This window comes from Paenibacillus campi, assembly GCF_034659835.1.
In the GTDB taxonomy this organism is placed as follows: Bacteria; Bacillota; Bacilli; order Paenibacillales; family Paenibacillaceae; genus Saccharibacillus; species Saccharibacillus campi.
The window spans coordinates 12,905-36,983 of record NZ_JAXSQZ010000013.1; the positions used below are offsets into that span (position 1 = coordinate 12,905).

Annotated in this window: 23 protein-coding genes and 1 other annotated feature; all 23 genes read left to right on the forward strand. The window is 48.6% G+C overall.

The features are described 5' to 3' along the window. Positions 1-18 precede the first annotated feature (18 nt). On the forward strand, positions 19-2,496 hold the full coding sequence (clpC, locus tag U1I11_RS20350; protein ID WP_322907964.1) for an ATP-dependent protease ATP-binding subunit ClpC: 2,478 nt from the start codon (positions 19-21) through the stop codon (positions 2,494-2,496). 193 nt (positions 2,497-2,689) lie between these two features. Next, a complete protein-coding gene (radA, locus tag U1I11_RS20355; protein ID WP_322907965.1) occupies positions 2,690-4,066 on the forward strand; it encodes a DNA repair protein RadA in 1,377 nt (458 codons plus the stop codon). Positions 4,067-4,078: 12 nt separating this feature from the next. Continuing rightward, positions 4,079-5,155 carry a DNA integrity scanning diadenylate cyclase DisA gene (gene disA / locus U1I11_RS20360; RefSeq protein ID WP_322907966.1) on the forward strand — a complete coding sequence of 359 codons (1,077 nt, stop codon included), beginning with the start codon at positions 4,079-4,081 and terminating at the stop codon, positions 5,153-5,155. A 55-nt stretch (positions 5,156-5,210) separates the two neighbouring features. Further along, the gene (pssA, locus tag U1I11_RS20365) at positions 5,211-5,942 is read left to right on the forward strand and encodes a CDP-diacylglycerol--serine O-phosphatidyltransferase (protein ID WP_322907967.1); all 732 of its coding nucleotides are present in this window, start codon (positions 5,211-5,213) and stop codon (positions 5,940-5,942) included. Positions 5,943-6,054: 112 nt separating this feature from the next. Further along, positions 6,055-7,155 carry a PIN/TRAM domain-containing protein gene (locus tag U1I11_RS20370; protein WP_322907968.1) on the forward strand — a complete coding sequence of 367 codons (1,101 nt, stop codon included), beginning with the start codon at positions 6,055-6,057 and terminating at the stop codon, positions 7,153-7,155. A gap of 199 nt (positions 7,156-7,354) precedes the next feature. After that, positions 7,355-8,053 carry a 2-C-methyl-D-erythritol 4-phosphate cytidylyltransferase gene (gene ispD, locus U1I11_RS20375; protein WP_322907969.1) on the forward strand — a complete coding sequence of 233 codons (699 nt, stop codon included), beginning with the start codon at positions 7,355-7,357 and terminating at the stop codon, positions 8,051-8,053. Then, positions 8,050-8,529 (forward strand): 2-C-methyl-D-erythritol 2,4-cyclodiphosphate synthase, encoded by a 480-nt coding sequence (gene ispF, locus U1I11_RS20380; RefSeq protein WP_322907970.1) that lies wholly within the window; start codon positions 8,050-8,052, stop codon positions 8,527-8,529. Before ispD ends, ispF begins: the two co-directional genes overlap by 4 nt. A gap of 172 nt (positions 8,530-8,701) precedes the next feature. Then, complete coding sequence (gene gltX / locus U1I11_RS20385; RefSeq protein ID WP_322907971.1) at positions 8,702-10,165, forward strand: glutamate--tRNA ligase; 1,464 nt, start codon at positions 8,702-8,704, stop codon at positions 10,163-10,165. A gap of 487 nt (positions 10,166-10,652) precedes the next feature. Then, the gene (cysE, locus tag U1I11_RS20390) at positions 10,653-11,333 is read left to right on the forward strand and encodes a serine O-acetyltransferase (RefSeq protein ID WP_322907972.1); all 681 of its coding nucleotides are present in this window, start codon (positions 10,653-10,655) and stop codon (positions 11,331-11,333) included. A gap of 137 nt (positions 11,334-11,470) precedes the next feature. Further along, positions 11,471-12,868: a cysteine--tRNA ligase gene (gene cysS, locus U1I11_RS20395; protein ID WP_322907973.1), complete on the forward strand. Its 1,398-nt coding sequence runs from the start codon at positions 11,471-11,473 to the stop codon at positions 12,866-12,868. 16 nt (positions 12,869-12,884) lie between these two features. Then, positions 12,885-13,328: a Mini-ribonuclease 3 gene (locus U1I11_RS20400; protein ID WP_322907974.1), complete on the forward strand. Its 444-nt coding sequence runs from the start codon at positions 12,885-12,887 to the stop codon at positions 13,326-13,328. A 130-nt stretch (positions 13,329-13,458) separates the two neighbouring features. Further along, the gene (rlmB, locus tag U1I11_RS20405) at positions 13,459-14,205 is read left to right on the forward strand and encodes a 23S rRNA (guanosine(2251)-2'-O)-methyltransferase RlmB (RefSeq protein WP_322907975.1); all 747 of its coding nucleotides are present in this window, start codon (positions 13,459-13,461) and stop codon (positions 14,203-14,205) included. Positions 14,206-14,210: 5 nt separating this feature from the next. After that, positions 14,211-14,735, forward strand: a complete 525-nt coding sequence (locus U1I11_RS20410) for an NYN domain-containing protein (RefSeq protein ID WP_322907976.1) — start codon at positions 14,211-14,213, stop codon at positions 14,733-14,735. A gap of 186 nt (positions 14,736-14,921) precedes the next feature. Beyond that, the gene (gene sigH, locus U1I11_RS20415; protein ID WP_322907977.1) at positions 14,922-15,569 is read left to right on the forward strand and encodes an RNA polymerase sporulation sigma factor SigH; all 648 of its coding nucleotides are present in this window, start codon (positions 14,922-14,924) and stop codon (positions 15,567-15,569) included. Positions 15,570-15,917: 348 nt separating this feature from the next. After that, entirely contained in the window at positions 15,918-16,109 is a 192-nt protein-coding gene (secE, locus tag U1I11_RS20420) for a preprotein translocase subunit SecE (RefSeq protein ID WP_188777936.1), read from the forward strand. A 22-nt stretch (positions 16,110-16,131) separates the two neighbouring features. Further along, positions 16,132-16,665, forward strand: coding sequence for a transcription termination/antitermination protein NusG (nusG, locus tag U1I11_RS20425; protein ID WP_322907978.1), 534 nt, complete (start codon positions 16,132-16,134; stop codon positions 16,663-16,665). A 13-nt stretch (positions 16,666-16,678) separates the two neighbouring features. Then, positions 16,679-16,849: a hypothetical protein gene (locus U1I11_RS20430; RefSeq protein WP_322907979.1), complete on the forward strand. Its 171-nt coding sequence runs from the start codon at positions 16,679-16,681 to the stop codon at positions 16,847-16,849. After that, the gene (rplK, locus tag U1I11_RS20435; RefSeq protein WP_026136396.1) at positions 16,834-17,259 is read left to right on the forward strand and encodes a 50S ribosomal protein L11; all 426 of its coding nucleotides are present in this window, start codon (positions 16,834-16,836) and stop codon (positions 17,257-17,259) included. The genes U1I11_RS20430 and rplK overlap by 16 nt, the downstream gene beginning before the upstream one ends. Before the next feature lie 104 nt (positions 17,260-17,363). After that, positions 17,364-18,056 (forward strand): 50S ribosomal protein L1, encoded by a 693-nt coding sequence (gene rplA, locus U1I11_RS20440; protein WP_322907980.1) that lies wholly within the window; start codon positions 17,364-17,366, stop codon positions 18,054-18,056. 75 nt (positions 18,057-18,131) lie between these two features. Then, positions 18,132-18,298: a sequence feature (ribosomal protein L10 leader region), on the forward strand. Positions 18,299-18,363: 65 nt separating this feature from the next. After that, a complete protein-coding gene (gene rplJ, locus U1I11_RS20445) occupies positions 18,364-18,867 on the forward strand; it encodes a 50S ribosomal protein L10 (RefSeq protein ID WP_322907981.1) in 504 nt (167 codons plus the stop codon). A gap of 89 nt (positions 18,868-18,956) precedes the next feature. Beyond that, positions 18,957-19,319, forward strand: coding sequence for a 50S ribosomal protein L7/L12 (rplL, locus tag U1I11_RS20450; RefSeq protein ID WP_322907982.1), 363 nt, complete (start codon positions 18,957-18,959; stop codon positions 19,317-19,319). 88 nt (positions 19,320-19,407) lie between these two features. Next, complete coding sequence (locus U1I11_RS20455) at positions 19,408-20,004, forward strand: class I SAM-dependent methyltransferase (protein WP_322907983.1); 597 nt, start codon at positions 19,408-19,410, stop codon at positions 20,002-20,004. 427 nt (positions 20,005-20,431) lie between these two features. Then, positions 20,432-23,980, forward strand: a complete 3,549-nt coding sequence (gene rpoB / locus U1I11_RS20460; RefSeq protein ID WP_322907984.1) for a DNA-directed RNA polymerase subunit beta — start codon at positions 20,432-20,434, stop codon at positions 23,978-23,980. Positions 23,981-24,079 lie beyond the last annotated feature (99 nt).

Genomic DNA, 24,079 nt, shown 5'->3' on the forward strand with positions numbered 1-24,079 from the left:
CCGTGGAGGTGCTTGAATATGATGTTTGGCAGATTTACGGAGCGGGCGCAAAAAGTCCTGGCCCTGGCACAGGAAGAAGCGGTTCGTCTCGGTCATAATAACATCGGTACAGAGCATATTTTGCTCGGATTGATTCGTGAGGGCGAAGGCATCGCCGCTAAAGCGTTAATCGGTCTCGGTCTTGGACTTGAAAAAATTCAGGACGAGGTTGAATCGTTAATCGGTCGTGGCCAAGAGCAACCTACGAATATTGCTTACACTCCGCGCGCCAAAAAAGTCATCGAGCTGTCGATGGACGAAGCGCGTAAGCTTGGTCATACGTATGTGGGTACAGAGCATATCCTGCTCGGTCTGATCCGTGAAGGTGAAGGCGTCGCTGCCCGAGTACTGAACAATTTGGGCATCAGCCTGAACAAAGCGCGTCAACAAGTATTGCAGCTTCTGGGCAGCAATGAAGCCGTATCGAGTCATCACGGCACACCTGCCAATGTGAGCACGCCGACATTGGATAGTCTCGCCCGCGACCTGACGGCAATTGCCAAAGACAGCAATTTGGACCCGGTAATCGGACGCAGCAAAGAAATCGAGCGCGTCATCCAAGTGCTGAGCCGTCGTACGAAAAATAACCCGGTATTGATCGGTGAGCCAGGCGTTGGTAAAACAGCCATCGCTGAAGGTCTCGCACAGAAGATCATCAACAATGAAATTCCGGAAACGCTGCGTGACAAACGCGTCATGACGCTGGATATGGGTTCCGTTGTTGCCGGTACGAAATATCGCGGTGAGTTTGAAGACCGCCTCAAAAAAATTATGGACGAAATTCGCCAGGCTGGCAATATCGTACTGTTCATTGACGAGCTGCACACATTGATCGGCGCAGGTGGGGCGGAAGGTGCGATCGACGCCTCCAACATCCTTAAACCTGCACTGGCACGTGGCGAGCTGCAATGTATCGGTGCAACTACACTGGATGAATATCGCAAATATATCGAAAAAGACGCCGCGCTGGAACGTCGTTTCCAACCGATTACGGTCGATCAACCTTCACCGGAAGAAGCGATTCAAATTTTGATGGGACTGCGCGATCGTTACGAAGCCCATCATCGCGTAAAAATTACCGATGAAGCGATCGAGCAGGCAGTGAAGCTGTCGGATCGTTACATTACCGATCGTTTCCTGCCGGATAAAGCGATTGATCTGATTGACGAAGCGGGTTCCAAAGTAAGACTGAACTCGTACACGATCCCACCTAACCTGAAGCAATTGGAAAGCCGTCTTGAAGATATCCGTAAGGAAAAAGACGCGGCTGTACAAAGCCAGGAGTTTGAAAAAGCGGCAGCACTGCGCGATACCGAGCAGAAAATTCGTGAAGAACTGGATACGACTCGCAATCAGTGGAAAGAGAAACAAGGTCGTACCGATTCCGAAGTGACGCCTGAAGATATCGCGGATATCGTAGCGAACTGGACCGGTATTCCGGTAACGAAGCTGAAGGAAGAAGAAACCGATCGTTTGCTCAATATGGAAAGCTTGCTGCATGAGCGTGTCATCGGTCAGGATGAAGCTGTTGTCGCTGTCAGCCGTGCGATCCGCCGTGCGCGTGCCGGACTGAAAGACCCGAAACGTCCGATGGGTTCGTTCATTTTCCTCGGTCCAACCGGTGTCGGTAAAACCGAGTTGGCACGTGCGCTTGCCGAATCGATGTTTGGCGATGAAAATGCGATTATCCGCATCGATATGTCCGAGTATATGGAGAAACATTCCACTTCCCGTCTCGTCGGTGCCCCTCCGGGATATGTAGGCTACGAAGAAGGCGGACAGTTGACCGAAAAAGTACGCCGTAAACCATATTCTGTTGTATTGCTGGATGAGATTGAAAAAGCGCACCCGGAAGTGTTCAACATTTTGCTACAAGTGCTGGAAGATGGTCGTCTGACCGATTCCAAAGGTCGTGTCGTTGACTTCCGTAATACGCTGATCATTCTAACCTCTAACGTAGGTGCCGAAGCGATCCGTCGCAATACGACGCTTGGTTTTACAGCGACGATCGATTCCGGCGCAGAATACAACAATATGAAGGGTAAAGTAACGGATGAGCTGAAACGCCATTTCCGTCCGGAGTTCCTGAACCGGATCGACGATGTGATCGTGTTCCACTCGCTGGAGCAAAAGCATATTGCTGAAATCGTTACCTTGATGTCCGAAGAACTGCGCAAGCGTCTGCGTGAATACGCGGTCGACTTTACGCTTAGCGACAGTGCCAAAGCGTTTCTGGCAAAAGAAGGCTTTGATCCTGCTTATGGTGCGCGTCCGCTGCGTCGTGCGATCCAGAAGCATATCGAAGACCGTTTGTCCGAAGAATTGCTGACCGGCAATGTCAAAAAAGGCGATCATTTGATCATCGATGAAAAAGAAGGCACGCTGACCGTCGAGAAGGTGGAGCCATCAGCGCAGCCCGATACGGATGAAGTGTCTGCCAATCAGACGAAATCCTGATTAACCCGAGCGAAAGCATCGTAAAATAAAGGTTGGTTCCAAAGGCAAATCTGCCCGCGGAACCAACCTTTTTAGTGTTATAATACAATAGACTGCAAAATACTGTCTGTGATTTGCTGAACGCTTCTATATTCAGCGCTAAAATAAATGAAATGTTAACATCAAGTTAACGTACAAATAGAAAGGGACGTTCATGGCTAAAGTAAAAACGAAATTTTTCTGTACTGATTGCGGATACGAATCGCCAAAATGGTATGGCAAATGTCCAGGTTGTCAGGCATGGAACACGATGGTGGAGGAAAAGGAAACGACTGCCGTTAAAACGCAAGGCATGAACTCCAGTCTGTTCCAGACACAAACGTCACAACGAGCACAAGCGATTACCGAAGTAGAAGCAGGACAAGAGCCGCGCATTCAAACCGGGATTGAGGAGCTAAACCGTGTGCTTGGTGGCGGCGTAGTACCAGGCTCGCTCGTACTCGTAGGCGGCGATCCGGGAATCGGAAAGTCGACATTGTTATTGCAAACGTCGCATGCGCTTACGCAGGCGGGTTTACGTGTGTTATATATTTCGGGCGAGGAATCCGTACGGCAAACGAAGCTTCGTGCCGAGCGCCTCGGTGCGCTGTCCAATGAGCTGTTTGTACTGTGCGAAAGCAATATGGATTTGATCGAAGAAGCGATCGATAGCATCAATCCAGGCTTTCTCGTCATCGACTCGATCCAAACGGTTTATCAGCCAGAGGTGACGAGTGCACCGGGCAGTGTGTCCCAGGTGCGTGAGTGTACGTCGCGTTTTATGCGGGTTGCCAAAATTCGCGGCATTGCCACCGTGCTGGTCGGTCATGTGACCAAAGAAGGTGCGATTGCCGGGCCGCGTATGTTGGAGCATATGGTCGACTGTGTGCTGTATTTTGAAGGGGAGCGACATCATACGTATCGATTGCTGCGTGCGGTAAAAAACCGTTTTGGCTCAACGAATGAAATGGGTATTTTTGAAATGCATGAGGAAGGATTGACCGAAGTATCGAACCCATCCGAGCTGTTTCTATCGGAGCGTGCGCTTGGAGCGGCAGGTTCGACGGTCATCGCCAGTATGGAGGGGACACGTCCGATGCTAGTCGAGCTGCAAGCATTGGTGGCGGCAACGCATTTTCCATCGCCACGGCGTATGGGCACCGGGATCGATAATAATCGGCTTGCGCTCATTATTGCGGTACTGGAAAAGCGAATGGGCATGTTTCTGCAAAATCAGGACGCGTATTTGAACGTAGCGGGCGGTGTGCGGCTGGATGAACCGGCGGTCGATCTGGCAATCGCGGTCAGTCTGGCTTCCAGTTTCCGCGATGCACCGACCAAGCCGGATGATGTTGTGTTTGGCGAGATCGGTTTAACCGGCGAAGTACGTGCGGTATCACGCGCCGAGCAACGTGTCAAAGAAGCAGCCAAACTTGGTTTTAAACGTGTTATTATGCCGGAGAAAAGTCTAAAAGGGTGGAAGCATCCAAAAGATATTCAATTAATAGGTGTCAATACGGTCGCGGAAGCATTAAAGGCGGCGTTGGATTAGGGGGAACAGGGAATGAAGGAGCTCAGCCAAGCTGAGAAAGTCAATCGTTTATTAAAAATGGTCGCGCCAGGCACCGCCTTTCGCGATGGCTTGGAAAACGTGCTGCGTGCCAAAACGGGCGGATTGATCGTCGTCGGCTTCTCACCACAAGTGATGGAAGTAGTCGATGGCGGCTTTTCCATCGACTGTGAATTTTCGCCCAACTATTTGTATGAATTGGCGAAGATGGACGGCGCCATTATTTTGAGTGATGATCTGAAACGGATTTTATATGCCAATACACAGCTGATTCCGGATTCGTCGATCTCGTCGATCGAGACGGGCATTCGGCACCGGACTGCCGAGCGTGTAGCTAAGCAGACCGGTGAACTGGTCATTTCGATCTCGCAGCGCCGCAATATTATTACACTGTACAAAGGTAATTTGCGTTATGCGCTCAAAGAGATCGGCGTCATTTTGACAAAGGCGAATCAGGCGATCCAGACGTTGGAACGTTATCAAGTCGTGTTGCGTCAGGCGCTGACGAATCTTACAGCGTCAGAGTTTGAGCAGATGGTAACGATCCCCGAGGTGGCAGGTGTTATTCAGCGGGTTGAGATGGTGCTGCGCATTCAGACCGAGATCGATCGTTATATTATCGAGCTGGGCGCTGAAGGTCGTCTGATCTCTATGCAAATGGAAGAACTGATCGGTACGATCGAGGAGGAGTTCCGTTTGCTGCTCAAAGACTACGGTCGCGATAGCAGTGAGGAACGTTTGAACGAGATTGTTAACGGATTGAAGCGGATTACCGATAATGAACTTATGGATGCAAACCAAATTGTGAAAATGCTCGGCTATCCGATGGCAGCGGCACAATCGGAAGAAGTAGTACCGACACGTGGCTATCGTGTGCTGAACAAAATTCCGCGCTTGCCTAATGTGATCATTCATAATCTGGTGGAGCGTTTCGGTGCATTTCATCATGTGATCAATGCCAGCATCGATGAATTGGACGAAGTGGACGGGATCGGTGAAGTTCGCGCACGTACGATTCGCTCCGGTCTGGAACGGATTCAAGAGCAAGTATTTATTGACAGACAAATCTAAAAGCGTTAGAATCGTAAAGTTAATTGGCTAATATATCCATTTTTGAGGTGACAAGATGATAACAAAATCAATTCCAAACCTATGTACGCTATTTAACTTAGGACTTGGAATGTTGGCTATTTTACTAGCGCTGAATGACAATTATAGTCTGGCGGCTATTATGGTCATTGTAGCAATGTTAATGGATGGTCTGGACGGACGTATGGCGCGTGCGCTTAATGCTCAGAGCGAGTTTGGTAAAGAGCTGGATTCACTGTCCGACCTTGTTTCATTTGGTGTAGCACCGATTGTCATTATGTACGATATGGTATTCAGAGACATTAACCCTGTGCTTGCCATTACAGCGGCATTGATTTTCCCGATGTGTGGAGCGATGCGTTTGGCTAGATTTAATGTCAAAGCCGGGGTACCGGGTTATTTTACCGGATTGCCGATTCCGGCAGCTGGTGGCGTACTGGCAACGTTGTCGCTTTTCCATAATGAAGTATCTACACCTTATATGATCATCAGTACATTTATGTTGTCGTATTTGATGGTCAGCCAAGTCAGATATCCAAATTTCAAAAAAATCGGCATTCCGAAAAAAGCATTATGGCTCGCACCGGTTGTAATCGCAGCCGCAATCTTTATTGCGATTATGTACCCGGATCAGGTGTCCAAGCTTATTTTTGTACCACTTGCTTTGTATGCATTGTATGGGTTTAAACAGAATATTCGCAAATTGATGCGCCGACAGCGGCGGACTCAGCGCGATGAAGACAATTCATCCAAAGAGTCGCTACGTTAAGCGAACACCGCCCGCAGCGACGCACACGATTAAAAAGCATTTATTTCTCGATTTCGTTGGGGAAATGAATGCTTTTTTTATTGGAATGAATAATAGTAAAGGAGAGCGATCGATGCTTGATCAATTATGGCAATGGAATACGGTAATATGGGATGGAGAGCAGACGCCGCTGCGCACATTTAGCGAGCTTGCATTTATTTTAATGGCTGTATTATTGTTGTCGCTGCTACTCCGCTATGTGCTCATCATGCTGGAAAAGTGGCGTTTGCACGTACTCACGATGCCGATTAATAGTGTGATCGTCGGTTTATGTGGCTTATCGTTCGGTCTGGTGCTCGGTTGGCTTGGTGCTATCATGATCAGTTGGTGGGAGCCTATATATGAGGCGGTGCGCACCTTTCTGATGCTGACGCTCGGTTATGTAGGATTGCGTATAGGTTATGAGCGCGCGGGAGAGCTAATGCCTACAATTGAGCTTACGCAAGTGACAGCAGGAGCAGACGGTCAAGGTCGGTGTCAACGTGACCAACAATCAAATGGTGAGCATACGGACATGTTACAGCCATCTATGACAGCGGCAGAGCAGACCGTTTTAGCAGCGTTGCCTACGATCAGTGTACTGGATGCTAATATTGCGATTGATGGACGCATCGAAAGTATAATCGAATGCGGATTTATAGGTGGAGTTGTGATCGTGCCTGATTTTATCGTACAGGAGTTACAGCTTATCGCCGATTCAGCAGATACGTTGCGTCGTCAACGCGGCAGAAAGGGTCTAGATACATTAACCCGGCTCCACACATTGCCCGGTATTGAGTTGGAACTCGCTACTACACATTATTCGGATAAGTTAAGCGCAGATGAGCGGTTGGTGCAGCTAGCGGCGGCGCGTAAGGCGGTGCTGCTGACCCATGATCGCAATTTGGAGCAGATTGCCGGTCTGTATAGTATCCGTGTGTTGTCGATCAATCGTCTCGCCGCACGGCTAAAGCTACCGCTGCTTGCCGGAGAGTTATTACAGGTGCAAATTACCCGTGTCGGTAAAGAGGCAGGGCAAGGTGTTGCTCATCTGGACGATGGTACGATGATCGTGGTGGAGCAAGGGCGAGCGTATATGAACCGTGAGTTGGAAGTGATCATTACGAGTGTACTGCAAACAGCTAGTGGACGTATGATCTTCGCCCGTCCGTATGATTCGGCAACCGGACAGTAACGGCAAGCAAGACTGCGTTTGAGCGTTAAAATAGCGATTACATCGCTAGTAGTGCATGTGCTCATACGGTCATCATCCTTATTCGCTGTTGTGCTGCGGGTGCAGACGGGTATATTATTAAAGAATGGAATTCAGATGCTGTTTAGCCATCTGTTCAGTCACAGAAGACGGCGAAAAGCAATCGTTAAGGATGGGGATTATGGCACAAAAAGCTGGAATCATCGTCGTCGCAGCGGGTAAAGGCTCGCGTATGGGCACGGTGGAAAGCAAGCAATATCTCAGGCTCCAAAACAAGCCGATCATTATACATACACTGGAAGTGTTTGAACGTTCGGAACTTGTGGACGAGATCGTCGTCGTTACAGGAGCGGACGATCGGGAGCGTTGTCAGCAATGGATAGAGCAATATAGACTGCACAAAGTTGTAAAGGTTGTGGCTGGCGGTTATGATCGTCAGCAATCCGTTTATTTGGGACTGCAACAGCTGACAGCGGATTGGGTGATGGTGCATGATGGTGTGCGTCCATTTGTGACTGAGCAGCAGCTTCAGCGCTGTTTGGAGGCAGCACAGCAAGTCGGCGCTTCCGTATTAGCGGTGCCAGTCAAAGATACGATCAAACAGGTAGATGCCAATCTGCATATCGCGGGTACGCCTGATCGCAGCACATTATGGGCGATTCAGACACCGCAGACGTTTCGTTATACCGAGTTACTTACCGCACATGAACAAGCGGATATAAGCGGTTTTCGTGGCACCGATGATGCGATGCTGATAGAACGGCTTGGCATACCGATTACTGTTGTTGAAGGTAGCTATACGAATATAAAGCTGACCACTCCGGACGATCTGGATTATGCTGCATATTTACTTGCTCGCAAGGGAGAGAATAATGGATGATTCGTATAGGACAAGGATTTGATGTGCATCAGCTGGTCGAGGGCCGCCCATGTATTATTGGCGGAGTGACGATTCCATATGAAAAAGGGCTACTCGGACATTCCGACGCCGACGTGCTGCTGCATACGATTGCCGATGCAGCGCTGGGCGCACTGGCACTGGGTGATATCGGCAAGCATTTTCCAGATACCGATCCGGCATTTAAAGATGCGGATAGCGTAAAACTGCTTCAGCATGTGTGGGGGCTTATTCGAGAGCGTGGCTATCGGCTTGGCAATGTCGATGCGACCATTATCGCGCAAAAGCCAAAAATGGCACCGTATATTCCACAGATGGTGGAAGTGATCGCCTCTGTACTGGAAGCGGAAGTCGATCAAGTCAATGTGAAAGCAACGACAACCGAATGGCTCGGCTTTACTGGACGTGGTGAAGGCATCGCGACGCAGGCGGTCATTTGTCTCGTCAAAGAAGCGTAAACTGTAATACGCGCTTGTATGCGAGCGGTACAGTATGCTGTTGTTCGTATGCTTATTAGAGCAGTATACCGTTAACAGCGAATGGATGAAGCGAGCATACAGTCTCCCAAGCTCCAAACAGCTTCTGCGTAGGGACATCTGTAACAACTTTGTTGAATCGGAGGAAATCAATATGTCTACTGAAATTCGTGTGCGATATGCACCAAGCCCAACCGGGCATTTGCATATCGGTAATGCGCGTACCGCATTGTTTAACTATTTGTTTGCCCGCAGTCAGGGTGGTAAATTCATTATTCGTATCGAGGATACGGATGTAAAACGTAATGTAGAAGGCGGCGAAGAAAACCAGCTTTCCTATCTGAAATGGCTCGGTATCGACTGGGATGAAAGTATTGACGTAGGCGGCGAATACGGCCCGTATCGTCAAACTGAGCGGCTTGATATTTACCGTAAGTACTGGCAAGACTTGCTAGATCGCGGCTTAGCTTACAAATGCTACTGCACTGAAGCGGAGCTGGAACAAGAGCGCGAACAACAAATCGCCCGTGGCGAAACGCCGCGTTACTCTGGCAAACATCGTGATTTGACCGCAGAGCAATGTGCAGCTTATGAAGCCGAAGGTCGCGTACCGAGTATTCGTTTCCGTGTGCCAGCTAACAAAACGTACACGTTTAACGATATCGTTAAAGGCGAAATTTCGTTTACGACAGAAGATACCGGCGACTTCGTAATCGTAAAAAAAGACGGCATTCCGACGTACAATTTCGCGGTAGCGCTCGATGACCACTTGATGCAAATTTCCCATGTGTTGCGTGGGGAAGATCATATTTCCAATACGCCGCGTCAGCTCATGATCTATGAAGCGCTAGGCTGGGAACCGCCGCAATTCGGTCATATGACACTGATCGTCAGCGACAATCACAAAAAGCTAAGCAAACGCGACGAATCGATCATTCAGTTTATCGAGCAATATGATCAGCTCGGTTACTTGCCTGAAGCGCTGTTTAACTTTATCGTGCTGCTCGGCTGGTCACCGGAAGGCGAAGAAGAAATTTTCTCGCGTGAAGAACTGATTAACATTTTTGATGCGAAGCGTCTGTCCCGCAGCCCGGCGGTATTTGATACAAACAAGCTGGATCACTTGAGCAATGTGTATATCAAAAAAGCCGATACCGACCGCATTACGGCGCTGGCGATTCCGCATTTGCAAAAAGCAGGTCGTCTGCCGGCGGAACTGAGCGAAGAACAGCAGGCATGGGCATATGATCTAGTAGCTCTGTATCAGGAGCAAATGGTGTCTGTATCCGATATCGTTGATCTGTCAGCGATGTTTTTCCGTTCCCATTTGCAGCTTGATGCCGAAGCACAGCAATTGCTCGGTGAAGAACATGTGAACACGGTATTGCAAGCATTGCTGGACAAAATTAAAGTTGCGGATGAGTTCAGCCCAACGATAGCAGCAACGCTGATCAAAGAAGTGCAAAAAGAAACCGGTTATAAAGGCAAACAGCTATTTATGCCGATCCGCGTAGCACTGACTGGCGAAATGCATGGCCGCGATTTGAACCATACGATCTATTTGCTCGGCCGCGATCGTGTTATTGCGCGTCTGGAAGCACAGATCAAAGGCTCCTGACGAAAAGGATATTGTTTATTGGCGCATAGTCCGTTATAATGATCACCTGAACAGTGATTCATTGTGGTTATACGTTTAACGTTACAACACGTAGTCATATATCGCATATACAATGGCAATGATCAGGAAAAGTACAGCTGTGTATGAAGTCTCAGAGAGGATGAATCCGCTACATGACAGCGGATCGCTGCGAATCATCTACTTCATCCAGTTGGAAAATGCACCTGTGAGCTGCGGAGCCGAACGTTCCCGCCTGCTTTTACCCATTTTGAGTGAAAGCGGTGGCGAAGAAGTAGGCTTTGCCGTCTAGTCCTCCGTTACGGACTGTATAAGTTGGGCAAGTGCTGTCGTTTACGGATGTGCAGTCAGGCGATTTGAGATCGCCCATTTGTCCAAGCAGAGTGGAACCGCGTAAATCGACGCCTCTGCAGCCATCACTGGCTGCCGGGGCGTTTTTTAATGAGTGCAAGCAAAGAGAGGTAATCCAATGCTGACCAATTTGAAATCCGATATCCGCGCCGTGTTCGATAATGATCCCGCTGCGCGGGGCTGGTTTGAAGTCATTTTTACCTATTCAGGGTTGCATGCAATCTGGGCGCACCGGCTTGCGCACTGGTTTTACAACAGACGATTTTTTACGATTGCGCGTGTCGTTTCACAGCTGAGCCGTTTTATGACCGGGATCGAAATTCATCCGGGGGCGACGATCGGCAAACGCCTGTTTATCGATCATGGGATGGGCGTCGTGATCGGGGAAACGTGCGAAATTGGCGACGATGTGGTCATTTATCAAGGGGTAACGCTCGGCGGTACAGGTAAGGAAAAAGGCAAACGCCATCCGACGATCGGCAATAACGTCGTTGTCGGCTCCGGCGCGAAAATTCTCGGCTCCTTTTCCGTCGGTTCGAATGCTAACATCGGCTCCAATTCAGTCGTCCTGCGCGAAGTGCCCGCCAATAGCACCGTAGTTGGCATTCCCGGCAAAATCGTCATTAAAGACGGCAAGCGCGCCGATCGGCTTAGTCACCAGATGCCCGATCCGGTCGCCTCCCGCTTGGCGGAGCTGCAAGCTGAGATCGATCGGCTGAAGCAGGAGTTGGAGCAACAGCAACGTCAGCTTGACCATCGGATGATGAGCAAGCGCGAGCATAATCGTCATTCCTGCTAAATCAATTAGCGCCAGCCGTATTGGCGCTGACGCACACAGCTAATATGCAGCATTATCAGATATAATCATAACAGCACAATTCAGCCGAACAGTCGAATCGCTATGATTCGCTTTGGAACAGAGGAAGGGATGAACGTATGGCATTGCAAATTTACAATACGATGAGTCGCCAAAAAGAAGATTTCGTCAGTCAAGTACCTGGCGAAGTGAAAATGTATGTGTGCGGACCGACCGTGTATGATTATATTCATATCGGTAATGCACGCCCGATGATCTTTTTTGATGTCGTGCGCAGCTATTTGGAAAATCAGCAATATAAAGTGAACTATGCGGTTAACTTTACCGATGTGGATGACAAGCTAATCCGCAAAGCGGAGGAGTTAAATACGACCGTTATCGAAGTGGCGGAACGCTTTATCGATGCGTACTTTGCCGATCTGGAAGGGCTCGGTATTCGCCGCGCTACGATCCATCCGCGTGTCACCGAAAATATGGACGTTATTCTTGATTTTATTAGCACATTGATCGATAAAGATGTCGCTTATGCGAAGGAAGGCGATGTATACTTCCGCACGCGCAAATTTAAAGATTATGGCAAGTTGTCCAACCAGAGGCTTGATGAGCTGCAATTCGGGATTCGGATTGAGGTAGATAAACGCAAAGAAAACCCGGAGGATTTTGTACTGTGGAAAGCGGCAAAGCCGGGTGAGATTTTCTGGGAAAGCCCGTGGGGCAACGGTCGTCCAGGCTGGCATATCGAATGCTCTGCGATGGTGCGTCATTATTTGGGCGATACGCTGGATATTCACGGCGGCGGTCAAGATTTGCAATTCCCGCACCATGAATGCGAATGCGCACAATCCGAGTCAGTCACTGGTAAGCCGCTGTCCAACTACTGGATGCACAACGGCTTTATCCGTATCGATGATGAGAAAATGTCCAAATCGCTCGGCAACGGCATTTTGGTCAAAGATTTGCGTGCCGCACACAAGCCAGCAGCGATTCGTTATTTGATGTTATCGACGCATTATCGCAATCCGCTGAACTATACCGATGATACGATGACACAGGCGGAGAACAGCATTGAACGGATCGCCAATGCGGTTGGCAATGTGAAGCACCGTCTGTCCGCTTCGGATACGGCGGCACCGGTAGATGAGGCGCTAGCTGCACGGCTGGAAGCGATTCGCGCCTTGTTCCATGAGAAAATGCAGGACGATTTCAATACGCCGGATGCAATTACAGCCGTATTTGAATGGGTGAACGAAGCGAACCAGTTGCTGCAACGCGAAGTTGTACAACAAGCATCGCTTACAGCGCTGCTGTCGCTGTTCGACGAAATGAACGAAGTGTTGCGCCTGTATTGGGAAGACGAGCAATTGCTCGATGAAGACGTAGAAAAGCTAATTGCCGAGCGTACCGAAGCGCGCAGCAACAAAAATTGGGCGCGTTCCGATGAAATTCGCGATCAATTGTCCGCGCAAGGCATTTTGCTAGAAGATACACCGCAAGGCATGAGATGGCGCCGCAAATGAACGGAGGGAGCAGCTTATGACATCTTCCGATCCGAAACAGCCGCTCATGTGGTTTCCGTTCGCAATATCCCGTCCATTGGAGCAGATGCCACCGCTGGCGCTGGCGTATATCGGTGATGCGATTCATGAAGTGGCGGTGCGCCAGTATTTGTTATCCGGCAAAAATCTACGTCCGAACTATTTGCATCGCCTGTCGACTAGTTATGTGTCGGCAGGCGCACAGGCGAAAATGCTACTCTATTTGGAGCCACAGCTTACCGAGGAAGAAGCGAGCATGACTAGACAAGGACGTAATGCCAAATCCGGTACGGTGCCGAAAAATGCTAGCGTGCTTGATTATCGTTATGCGACGGCATGGGAATGCCTGCTTGGTTATTTATACTACAAGGGACATCAGCAGCGCTTGCTGGAGCTGATTACCGCAGGAATACAGCATCTGGAGCAGCCGCCCAAGCCTTGAGCAGGTGCGGCTGCTTCCGTTTTGAATATAATGTTTGCTGGCACCGTGAGTCGAAACATTATGCACTCATCGTCAAAGCGGGTAATGAATGAGCAATGCGAACGCGATTTACATTACAGGAGGAAAACAAATGGAAGAAGAATATATCGCCGGCAAGCACTCCGTTACGGAAGCGCTGCGTGCCGGAAGAAGCATCAATAAAATTTGGATCGCTGATGGCGCGCAAAAAAATCTGGTGCAGCCTGTCGTAACCGAAGCGAGAGAAAAAGGTATTGTGATCCAGTATGTGGATAAGCGCAAGCTGGACAGCTTTGTGCCAGGCGTACAACATCAGGGCATTATCGCACAGGCGGCACCGTACGCCTACGCCGAAGTGGAAGATATTCTCGCTGCGGCGGCTGCGAACGGTGAAGCGCCATTTTTGCTGCTGCTGGATGAAATTGAGGACCCGCACAATCTCGGCTCTATTTTACGAACAGCCGATTGTACCGGTGTGCATGGCGTCGTCATTCCAAAGCGCCGCTCGGCATCGATTACTGCCACCGTGTCCAAAACATCCGCCGGAGCGGTTGAATATGTGCCGGTAGCGCGTGTGACTAATCTCGGGCAAACGATCGATCGCCTGAAGGAGCAAGGCGTCTGGGTTGTCGGCACGGATGTGAATACGGACAGCAATCTGTATCAAGCAGATGTATTTACCGGCCCGGTAGCGATCGTAATCGGTAATGAAGGCAAAGGGATGGGGCGCTTGATCCGCGAGAAATGCGATGTGCTCGTCAAGCTGCCGATGCAAGGTCAGATCAACTCGCTCAACGCTTCGGTAGCGGCTGGTGTCATCATGTATGAAGTGCTGCGTCGCCGCCAGTCGCTCGGGTAGAGGCGATGGCCGATCTTCGGGACGTGCTGCTGGTGGACGGCTACAATATGATCGGAGCCTGGGGGGAGCTTGCCAAGCTTTCCGAAATCAGTTTGCAGGAGGCGCGTGACCGTCTGCTGGAACGGCTGGCGAATTATCAGGCATTTTCCGGACGCCGTGTCATCGCCGTATTTGACGCATATCGAGTGCCCGGGCTTGGCAAAGTGTATGAGCAGGGTAAAGTCGAACTGTATTTTACAAAGGAAAAGGAAACGGCGGACGAAGCGATCGAGCGTTTTGTCGGACAACTTAAGCATCGACGCCGACAGATTTATGTCGCCACTAGCGATATGACCGAACAGCATGTCATTTTCGGTCAGGGGGCATTGCGATTGTCGGCGCGTGAACTGCTGATCGAAGTGCAGATTAGCGAAAAAGAAATCAAGGAGCGTCTGCGCGAGCAACAGCAGGATAGTAACCGGAATACGCTCGATGGAAAGCTGAATGCCCAGCAGCGAATCATGTTTGAAAAATGGCGCAGGGGAGAGTGAGCTGTCAATAGGATGACAGCTCATCTACGAACCCCTGTTCTTGTTTAGGGCAATACGAACATATAGGTGTGCAATCCCGTGTTAAATGGCGTAAATTCGGTTGACGATGTGAGGTTACATAATATATACTGATGCTATATTTTATAGGGTAACGGAGACCTTGCGTTGCAACCGGAGGGATTGTTTGTGAGTGTCGACCTCAAAGATATCATGGTATCACCATATGATTACCAGAGTGATGAAGATCTTGTAGAAGCCGTCCGTCATGGTGATTCCGAAGCGCTGGAATACTTGATTACCAAGTATAAAAACTTCGTGCGTGCAAAAGCTCGGTCTTATTTTCTTATCGGTGCCGATCGCGAGGATATCGTACAGGAAGGCATGATTGGCTTGTACAAATCGATTCGCGATTTCAAAAACGATAAACTGTCTTCGTTCAAGGTGTTTGCCGAACTATGTATTACCCGCCAGATCATTACGGCGATCAAAACAGCGACTCGGCAAAAGCATATTCCACTCAATTCGTATGTCTCTCTGGACAAGCCGATCTATGACGAAGATTCCGATCGTACATTGCTCGATGTGATCTGTGGCTCACCGATGTCCGATCCCGAAGAACTGGTCATCAACAAGGAAGAATTTACCGGCCTTGAAGATAAAATGTCCGAAATTCTCAGCGAGCTGGAACGCAAAGTGCTAATGCTGTATTTGGATGGACGCTCTTACCAGGAAATCGCGATTGATCTATGTCGCCATGTGAAGTCGATCGATAATGCGTTGCAGCGTGTAAAACGCAAGCTGGAACGCTATTTGGAAGTACGTGACGACAACTGAACTCCGAACAGCAACCAAGTGAAGACTCTATCATGGAGTCTTTTTTATTTTGCCGCTGCTCCTGTAAAATACGGCGGTTTGCGCCGGAAATAATGATGTGACAAGTCGGAAAATTTTTGTGAAACAAACGCTAATATTCGTTGACAGTGTAAGGGTGCTATGCTAAAGTGTTTTAGGTAGGCCAAAAATCGCCTGTTTTTAAGTGTGCCAATCTTTATTTGCTTTGAAGAATGGCGTGCCTGACAACTTGCGTAACCACCCTGACCACATGGGAATGAAGAGCAAACCAGACTCTTTGGGTCTGGATGCGGTCTTCGTTTAACCAGATCGTCTTTTGGAGGTGTAATCGTGGCACGAAGCTTTAAGTCTGTGTTTTCCTTTTTCTCCGAAAGCTGGGCTGAACTTAAAAAGGTTCGCTGGCCTAATCGTAAAGAGCTGACCAACTACACGCTGATCGTTATTGGTACGATTCTGTTTGTCGGCATTTATTTTTGGGTTTTGGACATCGGCATTTCCGCTGTGATCGAAGCGATAATTTAAGAAGGGTTCCAGGTGGCTTGATATGGAAAAAAGATGGTACGTCGTTCATACTTATTCCGGGTATGAAAACAAAGTCAAAGCCAATTTGGAAAAACGCGTTGAGTCGATGGGCATGGAAGACAAGATTTTCCGGGTTCTTGTTCCGATGGAAGAAGAATTGGTAAACAAAGACGGTAAGAAAAAAACCGTTATGCGTAAAGTTTACCCTGGTTATGTGCTTGTTGAAATGATCCAGACTGACGACTCCTGGTATGTAGTACGCAATACGCCTGGCGTAACCGGCTTTGTCGGTTCGACCGGTTCAGGCTCTAAGCCGACTGCGCTGCTGCCGGAAGAAGTGGAACAAATTCTCAAACATATGGGTATGGATCAGCCGAAGGAGCATATCGACTTCGAGGTCAAAGAATCCGTACGCATCAAAGTTGGACCGTTTGCGAATTTTGTTGGCTCCGTGGAAGAAATTTTGGTGGACAAAAGCAAGCTCAGAGTGCATGTTAACATGTTCGGACGGGAAACCCCGCTTGAGCTGGATTATACTCAAGTGGAAAAGATATAAGCAGGTTTCTAGGATGACACAGGGAATAGGGACAGAGCAATCTGTACCGATTCTGACCGGTGTTTCCGGTTTTTACCGCAGTTTGTGCGGCATTAGCCCGCAATTGCGGCGTTTTACGTGGGAGGGCAGCGATGTCCGTCTACCACTATTCGCAAGGAGGTGTTTTACATGGCTAAAAAGGTAATCAAAATGGTAAAACTGCAAATCCCGGCTGGTAAAGCGAATCCGGCTCCTCCAGTAGGTCCGGCTTTGGGTCAAGCAGGTGTCAACATTATGGCATTCTGTAAAGAGTTCAACGCTCGCACAGCAGATCAAGCAGGTTTGATCATTCCGGTTGAGATCACCGTGTTTGAAGATCGTTCTTTCACTTTCATCACTAAAACTCCACCGGCTGCAGTTCTTCTGAAAGTTGCTGCCAAGATCGAAAAAGGATCGGGCGAACCGAACAAGAAGAAAGTTGCAGTTGTTAAACGTTCCGCAGTTCGTGAAATTGCTGAACAAAAAATGCCTGACCTGAACGCAGCGTCGATCGAAGCTGCAATGCTGATGGTTGAAGGTACAGCACGTAGCATGGGTATCACAATCGAAGACTAAAATTAGTCTTTACTGTTGTTCGCAAGAATGCAGTCTGCGCGGAATCATCCGGTTCCGCATATGTGGGAGGAATATCCGCTAATACCACAAAGGAGGAATAATAAATGGCTAAACATGGTAAAAAGTATCTGGAAGCTGTTAAGCTGATTGACAGCGAAGCTAGTTACGAGCCAGCCGAGGCAGTTGCCTTGGTGAAAAAGGCAGCTACTGCAAAATTCGACGAAACCGTTGAAGCGGCAGTACGTCTGGGTGTTGACCCTCGTAAACAAGATCAGGCTGTTCGTGGCGTCGTTGTACTGCCACACGGTACTGGTAAAACTCAACGTGTTCTCGTATTCGCGAAAGGCGAAAAAGCAAAAGAAGCGGAAGCTGCTGGTGCTGACTTCGTTGGCGATCAGGACATGATTAACAAAATCCAACAAGGATGGTTCGACTTTGATGTCTGCGTAGCTACGCCGGACATGATGAGCGAAGTTGGTAAACTGGGTCGTCTGCTTGGTGGTAAAGGTCTGATGCCTAACCCTAAAGCAGGTACAGTTACATTCGACGTTACCAAAGCGGTTCAAGAGATCAAAGCGGGTAAAATCGAATACCGTCTGGACAAAGCAGGACAAATTCACGCGCCAATCGGTAAAGTATCCTTCACAGAGGAGCAACTGAACGAGAACCTCAAAGCTCTCATCGAAGCTCTAAACCGCGCTAAACCAGCTGCGGCAAAAGGTGTTTATCTGAAAAACATTGCGGTATCTTCCACAATGGGACCAAGCGCTCGCGTAAACGCTTCGACTTACAGATAATTAATGCTTGACATTCGTCAACACATTTGATAATCTGTAAAAGTTGTGATGATGCACGAACTTGTTCTTGCAATTACACTTGAATATGTTTAACCGTAGACAGTAGGTGCCGCTTGCGGCTTAATTTCCTACCGAGGTGTTCTGATAGAATACAGAATAGTGGAGTTGCTGCTTCAGCAGCACTCCTCGTATTCCAACTTATCAAGCCTTCGTGATTCTACGGGGGCTTTTTTCATGCCCGTAGAACTTTTGGACATTCATTCAGGAATGACCAAAAGGCCAAAAAACGATCAGGAGGTGTCCAAACTTGGCAAACGCAAAAGTAATCCAGTCTAAACAGGAAGCGGTAGAAGCAGTTGCATCTAAACTGCGCGAAAGCGTATCGACAGTTGTTGCTGACTATCGTGGTCTGAACGTAGCTCAAGTTACAGAATTGCGCAAACAACTGCGTGAAGCTGGCGTTGATTTCCAGGTATTGAAAAATACATTGGTTCGTCGCGCAACTGAATCTGCTGAATTGACTGAACTGAACGAAGTGCTGGTAGGTCCTACCGCTATCGCGTTCAGCAAAGACGATGCAGTAATCGCAGCGAAAATTCTGAACGATTTTGCAAAAACGAACACTGCTCTCGAACTGAAGGGTGGCGTTGTAGAAGGTCGCGTAGTAAGCGCGGACGAAATCAAAGCGCTGGCATCCCTGCCATCCCGCGAAGGTCTCTTGTCCATGCTGCTTAGCGTACTTCAAGCTCCAGTACGTAACTTTGCACTGGCAGTTAAAGCTGTATCCGAGAAAGAAGAACAAAGCGCGTAAGCATATTGTTCATCTGCCTCACGCCCCGGCGGCGTAAAACCGGCTATATAGCCGAACCAAAAATACAACCAATAATGGAGGGTTTATAAATGAGTCAAGAACAAATCCTTGAAGCAATCAAAGGCATGACTGTACTCGAACTGAACGATCTGGTTAAAGCAATCGAAGAAGAATTCGGCGTAACTGCTGCTGCTCCTGTAGCAGCAGCTGCTGGTGGCGGTGCTGAAGCTGCTGCTGAGCAAACAGAATTCGACGTAGTACTGACTTCCGCTGGTGCTTCCAAAATCAACGTAATCAAAGCGGTTCGTGAAGTAACTGGTCTGGGTCTGAAAGAAGCTAAAGAAGTAGTTGATAACGCTCCTAAAGCAATCAAAGAAGGCGTTAGCAAAGACGAAGCTGAATCCGTTAAAGCAAAATTGGAAGAAGCTGGCGCATCCGTAGAAGTGAAATAAGAGACGCTCTTGTTTCTTACAAGCCCCTTGAATTCGTTCAAGGGGTTTGTTTTATAAAGAGGTTTCGTAAAAAAGGTGAGGGAATGATATGGGGGATCATTATTATTCCAGTCAGCCAGGTGCTGCACATGAACGCCGCAAGTTGGAAACCGAGCTGCGCGGACGTCCATTTACATTTATAAGCGATGCTGGTGTCTTTTCCAAAACAGGGATCGATTACGGCAGTCGTGTATTGATCGAAGCGCTGGACATTCCGGCTGATGCACATGTGCTCGATGTTGGCTGCGGCTATGGTCCGATGGGACTGTCTGCTGCCGTACTGGCACCGCAAGGACGTGTGACGATGGTCGACGTCAATGAACGTGCGGTTGAATTGGCACGGGAAAATGCTAGACTAAACGGCATTCACAATGTCGATATCCGGGTCAGCGATCTGTTCGAGGCGGTGCAAGGGGAAACATTCACTGTCGTGATTACCAACCCACCGATTCGTGCCGGTAAAGAAACGGTGCATACTATTTTCGAACAGGCAGCGGCGCATTTGGAGCCAGGCGGTTCGTTATGGATTGTGATCCAAAAAAAACAGGGCGCTCCTTCAGCCAAAGCAAAGCTGGAGCAATTGTTTCAACAGGTAGAGGAAGTTACCAAAGATAAAGGCTATCGCATTTTTAAAGCGACCAAATAAAAAAAGCCGCTACCGGCGAGGGTAAGCAGCTTTCTATCGAAACAGCGACGATCACACACAATAGAATGAGCGATAGATGTTGACTCTGTTTGCTTAATATGATATTATTACAAAATGTCAGTATTAAGATGCCCTTTTTGGCTTTAGTTTTCTGAAAGTTACGAAAATTATGCATGCTAAAGGGTGTTTAATATTGCCCATAAACGTATAATAATCGGTATTTCGGTTATTTTCAACCGTAATCCACGTTTCAGATACTGGATCACATCCGTTGATAGCTGATGGTGCTCTTTTTTCGAAACAATTCGATAAGAGCTTTCTCTATTTATGGGTGTGAACTTCTATGTTATGGACTTATTATACGTGATCCAAACAGCAGTTCGCAATGAAATTTTTAAGTGAGTAGACATTAAGGGGTGAGTATAAGTTGGCAGGACATCTTGTTCAATATGGTCGACGCACTCGGCGAAGTTATGCACGAATTAACGAAGTTCTTGAAGTACCAAACCTGATCGAAATCCAACAAAAATCTTATCAGTGGTTTTTGGATGAAGGATTGCGTGAAATGTTTCAGGATATTTCACCAATTCAAGATTTCACGGGCAATCTGGTGCTTGAGTTCATCGACTACAGCCTGGGTGAGCCTAAATATACAGTAGACGACGCAAAAGAACGCGACGTTACGTATTCCGCTCCACTGCGGGTTAAAGTCCGTCTGATCAACAAAGAGACGGGTGAAGTCAAAGAGCAGGAAGTATTCATGGGTGATTTCCCGCTGATGACGGAAACCGGCACGTTTATTATCAACGGTGCAGAACGGGTTATTGTCAGCCAGTTGGTTCGCTCTCCCAGCGTCTATTTCAGCACTAAAGTCGATAAAAATGGTAAAACATCATATACAGCTACCGTCATTCCTAACCGTGGAGCATGGCTGGAACTGGAAATGGATGCGAAGGACATTGTCTATGTTCGTATTGACCGCACCCGTAAAATTCCGGTAACGGTTTTGCTACGTTCGCTCGGATTCGGCACGGATGCTGAAATTCTCGACCTGCTCGGTAATGACGAATACATTCGTAACACATTGGATAAAGACAATACCGACTCGACTGAAAAAGCGCTGATTGAGATTTACGAGCGCCTTCGTCCGGGCGAGCCGCCAACATTGGATAACGCCAAAAGCTTGCTCGTTGCACGTTTTTTCGATCCAAAGCGCTATGATCTGGCGAATGTTGGTCGCTACAAAATCAACAAAAAGCTGCACATCAAAAACCGTCTGTTCAACCAACGTCTGGCTGAAACACTGATCGACTCCGCTACTGGAGAGATCGTGGCTGAAGCAGGGGAAATGGTCGATCGTCGTCTGCTTGACGAGATCATGCCATACCTGGAAGGCGAATTGAACTTCCAAACGTATCATGTTGCAGGTGGCGTACTCGATGCTAACGATATTCCACTGCAAACGATTAAAGTGTTCTCACCAAATGAAGATGGTAAAGTCGTTTCCATCATTGCGAACGGCAACATCGAAAAGGTAACAAAACATATTACCCCAGCAGATATTATTTCGTCGATCAGCTACTTCTTGAACTTGCTGCAAGGGATCGGCAACACCGACGATATTGACCACCTCGGTAACCGTCGTCTGCGTTCCGTAGGTGAGCTGCTGCAAAATCAATTCCGGATCGGTTTGTCCCGTATGGAACGTGTCGTTCGCGAAAGAATGTCCATTCAGGACGCTAACGTGATCACACCGCAGGCACTGATCAACATTCGTCCTGTCATTGCTTCGATTAAGGAGTTCTTTGGTAGCTCCCAGCTGTCGCAGTTTATGGATCAAACGAACCCACTGGGCGAATTGACGCACAAACGTCGTCTGTCTGCACTCGGACCGGGCGGTTTGACTCGTGAGCGCGCAGGCTTTGAAGTTCGAGACGTCCATCCGAGTCATTATGGCCGTATGTGTCCGATCGAGACGCCAGAGGGACCGAACATCGGTTTGATCAACTCCCTGTCTACTTTTGCCCGTATTAACGAATACGGCTTTATCGAAGCGCCATATCGTCGCGTTGATCCGAAAACACATCGTGTAACGGAACATATCGATTATATGACAGCCGATGAGGAAGACAACTATGTGATCGCGCAGGCGAATGCACAGCTGACGGAAGATGGCTCATTTGCGGATGAGATGGTTATCGTTCGTTACAATAAGCAGGCTGACAACATCTTGCCGATGCCAAGTGAACGTGTTGACTACATGGACGTATCGCCTAAACAGGTCGTATCTGTAGCGACAGCGCTCATTCCGTTCCTGGAAAACGATGACTCCAACCGTGCGCTTATGGGTTCCAACATGCAGCGTCAAGCGGTGCCACTGCTTATTCCGAAGGCGCCACTAGTCGGTACAGGTATGGAACACAAAGCGGCAAAAGATTCCGGCGTATGTATCGTAAGTAAGTTCGATGGTGTGATTGAGCGTTCCACAGCGAGCGAGATTACATTGCGTCGTATCGAAAACGTCGACGGCAAGGAAGTCAAAGGCGACCTTGTTAGATATAAATTACACAAATTTATGCGTTCGAACCAAGGGACATCGATTAACCAGCGTCCGATCGTCAAAACCGGCGATATTATCAAAAAAGGTGATATTCTGGCAGACGGTCCTTCCACCGAGATGGGCGAGATCGCACTGGGACGTAACGTTGTCGTAGCGTTTATGACCTGGGAAGGTTATAACTACGAGGATGCGATCCTGTTGAGTGAGAAGCTGGTGAAGGAAGATGTATACACTTCGATCCATATCGAGGAATACGAATCCGAAGCCCGCGACACGAAGCTTGGACCGGAAGAAATTACGCGCGATATCCCGAACGTTGGGGAAGACGCATTGAAAAATCTCGACGAGCGCGGCATCATCCGCATCGGTGCCGAGATTGCTGCTGGCGACATTCTCGTTGGTAAAGTTACGCCTAAAGGTGTAACCGAGCTGACCGCAGAAGAACGTCTCCTGCATGCGATCTTCGGTGAGAAAGCACGCGAAGTTCGCGATACGAGCCTGCGTGTACCTCACGGTACAGACGGGATCGTCGTCGACGTTAAAGTGTTCACCAGAGAAAATGGCGATGAATTGCCACCAGGCGTTAACCATCTGGTACGTGTATACATCGCGCAAAAACGTAAAATCTCCGAAGGTGACAAAATGGCGGGACGTCACGGTAACAAAGGGGTCGTAGCTCGTATTTTGCCGGAAGAAGATATGCCATTTATGCCGGACGGTACACCTGTACAGGTCGTACTGAACCCGCTGGGCGTACCTTCCCGTATGAATATCGGTCAGATTCTCGAAGTTCACCTTGGTATGGCTGCTATGAAACTCGGTATCCACGTGTCCACACCGGTATTTGACGGTGCGAACGAGTACGATGTATTCGATACGATGGAAGAAGCCGGCATGCAGCGCAACGGTAAAACCGTCCTGTACGATGGCAGAACCGGCGATGAGTTTGAACGTGAAGTTACGGTCGGCGTTATGCATATGATCAAACTGGCGCATATGGTTGACGATAAAATCCACGCCCGTTCCACGGGTCCTTACTCGCTCGTTACGCAACAGCCGCTGGGTGGTAAAGCTCAGTTCGGCGGTCAGCGTTTCGGGGAGATGGAGGTTTGGGCACTGGAAGCATACGGCGCCGCCTACACTCTGCAAGAGATTCTTACCGTCAAATCCGATGATGTTGTTGGTCGTGTGAAAACGTACGAGTCGATCGTCAAAGGCGAAAACGTTCCGGAACCAGGCGTTCCTGAATCGTTTAAAGTTTTGATCAAAGAGCTTCAAAGTTTAGGTATGGATGTCAAAATCCTGAACGAAGAAGAAAACGAGATCGAAATGAGAGAGCTGGATGATGAAGACGAAGCTACCAACAATGACAAACTGAGTCTGAATTTGGAAGGCTCTGAAGTCGGCGTAGATTAATAACACTTGTCATATTCCCAAGCATTGTCCCATGAAGGTAGACCGGAGCTGTTCCGGTCTATCCTCATTCATCGGACAGAGCATTGGGTTTTGTGCGGA

What these genes read in the sequence shown, in the direction of transcription:
- clpC (WP_322907964.1), top strand. Translation starts at nt 19, where the DNA reads ATGATGTTTGGCAGATTTACGGAGCGGGCGCAAAAAGTCCTGGCCCTG.
- radA (WP_322907965.1), top strand. Translation starts at nt 2,690, where the DNA reads ATGGCTAAAGTAAAAACGAAATTTTTCTGTACTGATTGCGGATACGAA.
- disA (WP_322907966.1), top strand. Translation starts at nt 4,079, where the DNA reads ATGAAGGAGCTCAGCCAAGCTGAGAAAGTCAATCGTTTATTAAAAATG.
- pssA (WP_322907967.1), top strand. Translation starts at nt 5,211, where the DNA reads ATGATAACAAAATCAATTCCAAACCTATGTACGCTATTTAACTTAGGA.
- U1I11_RS20370 (WP_322907968.1), top strand. Translation starts at nt 6,055, where the DNA reads ATGCTTGATCAATTATGGCAATGGAATACGGTAATATGGGATGGAGAG.
- ispD (WP_322907969.1), top strand. Translation starts at nt 7,355, where the DNA reads ATGGCACAAAAAGCTGGAATCATCGTCGTCGCAGCGGGTAAAGGCTCG.
- ispF (WP_322907970.1), top strand. Translation starts at nt 8,050, where the DNA reads ATGATTCGTATAGGACAAGGATTTGATGTGCATCAGCTGGTCGAGGGC.
- gltX (WP_322907971.1), top strand. Translation starts at nt 8,702, where the DNA reads ATGTCTACTGAAATTCGTGTGCGATATGCACCAAGCCCAACCGGGCAT.
- cysE (WP_322907972.1), top strand. Translation starts at nt 10,653, where the DNA reads ATGCTGACCAATTTGAAATCCGATATCCGCGCCGTGTTCGATAATGAT.
- cysS (WP_322907973.1), top strand. Translation starts at nt 11,471, where the DNA reads ATGGCATTGCAAATTTACAATACGATGAGTCGCCAAAAAGAAGATTTC.
- U1I11_RS20400 (WP_322907974.1), top strand. Translation starts at nt 12,885, where the DNA reads ATGACATCTTCCGATCCGAAACAGCCGCTCATGTGGTTTCCGTTCGCA.
- rlmB (WP_322907975.1), top strand. Translation starts at nt 13,459, where the DNA reads ATGGAAGAAGAATATATCGCCGGCAAGCACTCCGTTACGGAAGCGCTG.
- U1I11_RS20410 (WP_322907976.1), top strand. Translation starts at nt 14,211, where the DNA reads ATGGCCGATCTTCGGGACGTGCTGCTGGTGGACGGCTACAATATGATC.
- nusG (WP_322907978.1), top strand. Translation starts at nt 16,132, where the DNA reads ATGGAAAAAAGATGGTACGTCGTTCATACTTATTCCGGGTATGAAAAC.
- U1I11_RS20430 (WP_322907979.1), top strand. Translation starts at nt 16,679, where the DNA reads ATGACACAGGGAATAGGGACAGAGCAATCTGTACCGATTCTGACCGGT.
- rplK (WP_026136396.1), top strand. Translation starts at nt 16,834, where the DNA reads ATGGCTAAAAAGGTAATCAAAATGGTAAAACTGCAAATCCCGGCTGGT.
- rplA (WP_322907980.1), top strand. Translation starts at nt 17,364, where the DNA reads ATGGCTAAACATGGTAAAAAGTATCTGGAAGCTGTTAAGCTGATTGAC.
- rplL (WP_322907982.1), top strand. Translation starts at nt 18,957, where the DNA reads ATGAGTCAAGAACAAATCCTTGAAGCAATCAAAGGCATGACTGTACTC.
- U1I11_RS20455 (WP_322907983.1), top strand. Translation starts at nt 19,408, where the DNA reads ATGGGGGATCATTATTATTCCAGTCAGCCAGGTGCTGCACATGAACGC.